General features: G+C 59.7%; 5 protein-coding genes and 1 pseudogene. 2 read left to right on the forward strand and 4 right to left on the reverse strand.

The annotated features are described in order from the left end of the window. Positions 1–94: 94 nt before the first annotated feature. Positions 95–490 (forward strand): annotated as a pseudogene (locus ASF71_RS21385) (DDE-type integrase/transposase/recombinase); the annotation flags it as partial. Between the two features lie 374 nt (positions 491–864). Here the strand turns inward: ASF71_RS21385 and ASF71_RS21390 are convergent. The 3 genes from ASF71_RS21390 to ASF71_RS24395 all read right to left on the reverse strand — a co-directional run bounded on the left by ASF71_RS21390 (position 865) and on the right by ASF71_RS24395 (position 1,780). Next, positions 865–1,203, reverse strand: a complete 339-nt coding sequence (locus ASF71_RS21390) for a hypothetical protein (protein ID WP_056303929.1) — start codon at positions 1,201–1,203, stop codon at positions 865–867. Positions 1,204–1,212: 9 nt separating this feature from the next. Continuing rightward, complete coding sequence (locus ASF71_RS25470) at positions 1,213–1,389, reverse strand: excalibur calcium-binding domain-containing protein (protein WP_235514682.1); 177 nt, start codon at positions 1,387–1,389, stop codon at positions 1,213–1,215. A 220-nt stretch (positions 1,390–1,609) separates the two neighbouring features. Beyond that, positions 1,610–1,780: a hypothetical protein gene (locus ASF71_RS24395; RefSeq protein ID WP_156373040.1), complete on the reverse strand. Its 171-nt coding sequence runs from the start codon at positions 1,778–1,780 to the stop codon at positions 1,610–1,612. 507 nt (positions 1,781–2,287) lie between these two features. Between ASF71_RS24395 and ASF71_RS21395 the strand changes: the two genes are divergently transcribed. Beyond that, entirely contained in the window at positions 2,288–2,839 is a 552-nt protein-coding gene (locus tag ASF71_RS21395) for a hypothetical protein (protein ID WP_056303931.1), read from the forward strand. A 79-nt stretch (positions 2,840–2,918) separates the two neighbouring features. Here ASF71_RS21395 and ASF71_RS21400 read toward each other — a convergent pair whose 3' ends face one another. Beyond that, positions 2,919–3,209 carry a DUF4287 domain-containing protein gene (locus tag ASF71_RS21400; protein ID WP_056303933.1) on the reverse strand — a complete coding sequence of 97 codons (291 nt, stop codon included), beginning with the start codon at positions 3,207–3,209 and terminating at the stop codon, positions 2,919–2,921. Between the last annotated feature and the right edge of the window lie 250 nt (positions 3,210–3,459).

Consider the following 3,459-nt stretch of genomic DNA (forward strand, 5'->3'; position numbering starts at 1 on the left):
CGCTGGAAACCAGAACGACTGGTGACCTTTCTGGAGGCGATCATCAGCCCTTTTTCAGCGTCAGGAGCAGTAAAAAATGAAGTTGTCATCTACTGAGGTGCTGGACGTTTTTCTTCAGGAACATCGCGATACCGAGGCTGCCAAGTCGTTTTTCGTGCGCCTGTTGGAGAAATACGACGTACCGGAGGTCATCCACACCGACAAGCTCTGGAGTTATGGTGCGGCCCTACGTGAGCTTCCCGTGCTCCACAGCGTGGAGCACGTTCAGGTAATCTCCACCGCGCGCTGTAACAATCTGATTGAACAATCGCATCGTTCCACCCGACGGCAAGAACGTCAGCAGCGAGGGTTCACGTCACGAAAACGAGCACAGGGTTTTCTTGACCTGCACGCCCGAGTCTCGGATCTTCACCATCCCGCTCGCCACCGCTGTCTTCACCAGAAAGCAGCCTTCAAAACCTGGCGGCAGGTCGTGCAACAGGTAGCCTGAACTTTAGGCTGACATAGGACCCCACAGGATTCTGAGAGGGAGGGCTCAGAGGACCTGTTGAGGCTCTTCAGGCTCTATGCGCCTGAAGACCTGTTCCCAGATCTCGGCAGGAATACCAAGCGCCCGCTGAAGGCCTTCTCGCTGAGCCACGGGCAGGCCATGGAGAGCCCGCCTTCCTGTTTCCAACCTGCCGTAGCAGGAAAGCGACATCCGGTAGGGCGGGTCCTGACAGGCCAGTCGCTGGATAAGACCTTGCTGCGTCAGACCTCGATGTTCCCGCACCCGCTGTAACCAATGCCGGGGCAGCATACGGTCCTTCGGGTCGTCTAAAGGAGAGCGGTCCGGCAGCGGAGGCAGATCTTGGAAGGGCGAGGTCAAGGGGCACGCCTTTGCAGCGGCACGCCAACCTGCTGCATCCGCTCATCCCACTCCGCCTGAGAAATGTTCAGGACCTGCCGCAAACCTTCGGCCTGAAAAAATCCCAGATAGGAGAAGAGCAACTTCCCTCTTTCCAGCTTGGACAACTGCTCACACGTCAAGGCCACGTGCGGTCCGAGCTCTGCCAGGCGTGCGGCCACATCGACCTGCCGTAATCCCTGCCGCTCGCGCACCAGGCGCAGCCACTCCCGAGTCAATACAGGGGCACTTGGCCAGTCGACCGCCTGCAACGAGAGCTCGTCGTACCTGTTCCCCGGCTTAGGCTTGCTGGACATTGGAGGCTGTCATTTCTTGCGCTCGCACGCGACACCATCCCGGTCGCGGTCGAGCCGCGTGTGGTAGGCCGGCGTGCCCCGCTTGATGTCCCAGTAGCCGGCCGCGTTGGCCGCCTTGCAGTTCCTGAAGCCCCCGACCGGCACAGGACCAGCCGCCAGGGCTGAGGTGGAGGCGAGCACAATCACTATACAGAGACTCTTGACGCTACCGTTTCTTCTCTTCACCAGGTTTCCCCCTTCAATTCGTGCAGTACTTCTTCCAGGGCGCCGCGCCCGGCTGCCCTGTACGGAACATGGAACCCTCAATATACGGCCCGTCGTGCGTACGGTCCCGCTTGTACACCACCTGCATCGGCCCGAAGCTCGCTTCTGCCTTCCGTATCCCCTGACGATCGAGCCGCTTCAGCTAGACCGTGATTCCTTCCAGGCGCCCGGCGCTGAGATTGAAGCAGCTCGTGGCGACCCGGTTAGTGCCCGAGGTCAGGAGGTCGATCTCACTTGGCTTCAGGTGGTCCTTGAGGACGAGGAGGCTCAGGGAGGAAATCCGGCCGCCCGAGGTTTGTTTGACGACATCCACTGCCAGTTCCAGGGGGGTCGCGTCGCGGGTGCGCTTACCAACGATGAATAGGGTGTCTGTGAGGCGGTCCTGCCCCCGCTGCCGGTGATGAGCGCCTTGATCGGGATGCCGGCCGCCTGGGCAGGAGCAGCGAGGAGGGAGAGAAGGATCACGGTCAGCAAGTTCTTCATGGTGTTCCTATCAGTTACACGGTCGGTGGAATTGAGTGGCCCAATCTTCGGAGCGTACTCGTTCATTTCAGAGCGTCAGACGCAATCTCATTTCCCGGGGCGCGGCGGCCTTGGATGACTGACATCTTTCAGTTTGAGCGACGTTGCGTCTTTGCGCGGCCAGCACAGCTAAAATAGTGACCCTCTCAAGCTCAACCTCAACAAACTGCACCCAACCGACCAATGTCCGCCTGAGATGCTCAGCGAGTTTGCCTAGGGTCTGTGCGACTGAACCAGAGATGGGCATCCTGAGGCGCGAGAAGGGCGGACCGCCCGGTGCGCTTATCCTTTTTCCACCATGACGTTCAAACCGCCCCCGCTGCGCTCTGAACAACGCGAAGAGCTGATGCTGGCACTCCAGGCCACACGTGATGAGATTGAACAGGCCCTGGCGCTGTTGGGTCAGGTGGGCAACGCTGGGGCGGCGTCAGCCTTGGTCGCAAAGGCGATCGCTCCGGCCCTGAAGGCGAATGATGCCTTGTTGGAGGAGATGAACAGTCCGGCTCGTCCACCCCCGCTTGACGAGGCAGCAGAAACACACCTGCAGCAAGACGCACGCACGCTCCAACACTGCGCCGAGGCCATCTGGGCCACCGTCAGGGATCCAGCGGCACTGGACGCGGCACGCCGCGGGCATCTCCCGATGCATGACTGGGTCGAAACGGCATTCGTGGCGACCATCAACCTGCGAGATTTCGCGTGGCCCACCTGGCCACGGGTGGAGCGTGCACACTTGGCCGTGGGGTATGAGGTGGTCGCTGCTCAGCGGTACGTGCTGTATGGAGAACATCGGTTTGGCCCAGCAGCGCTGCCCACAGACATGCACAAGTTCCCTCAACGGCTGTCATGAGCTTCCCGTTCACGTTCAAGCTCGACGCCTCGACCAGCAATGCGCCTGTGGCCCTGACGCGGATTCAGTCGTAGAGCCCCTAGCTCTCCCGATGATCCAAACCATCAAGTCGCAAGGTGTCGCTCTCATCACGATGAACGCCGTCACTCCCGATGTGTTTCTCCGAAATCGCCGCACCGTTCTTGAAGACGTGCACCAAGGCCATGGCGTGCCCTCGCCCTAGACCAAACTCTTCTTTCAACCAGGCAACAATCTCGTTTGCTTTGGTCTTCGGATCGGTGAATCCCTTCGCCTGCGCGAGAGCGACAAATTCATTGGGCGTTTTGCCAGTCTGCTTCTCGATGTTGTCAAGGTACGCTTGAAACGACATGAAGGCCTCCTCATAGGGTGGTGGTGTATCTCAAGCGTACTACGCGGAGAACGTAAAACCGCAAGTCTGAGTTAGAGCGAGCTGGTCAGAATGCCCCCATTTCACTAGACCTGTGGTATGGGATGGTCGGCCAAGTCATTCCGCAAGCGGTTACCCGATGGGCCGTCATGTTCCATAGCTGTCCTGGCGGCGGCAAAGGTCCACGTTATCTGGGAAGGTGTGCAGACTGTCCCCAGGACAAGACCCCGGG

It is taken from the genome of Deinococcus sp. Leaf326, from assembly GCF_001424185.1.
Classification (GTDB): Bacteria; Deinococcota; Deinococci; order Deinococcales; family Deinococcaceae; genus Deinococcus.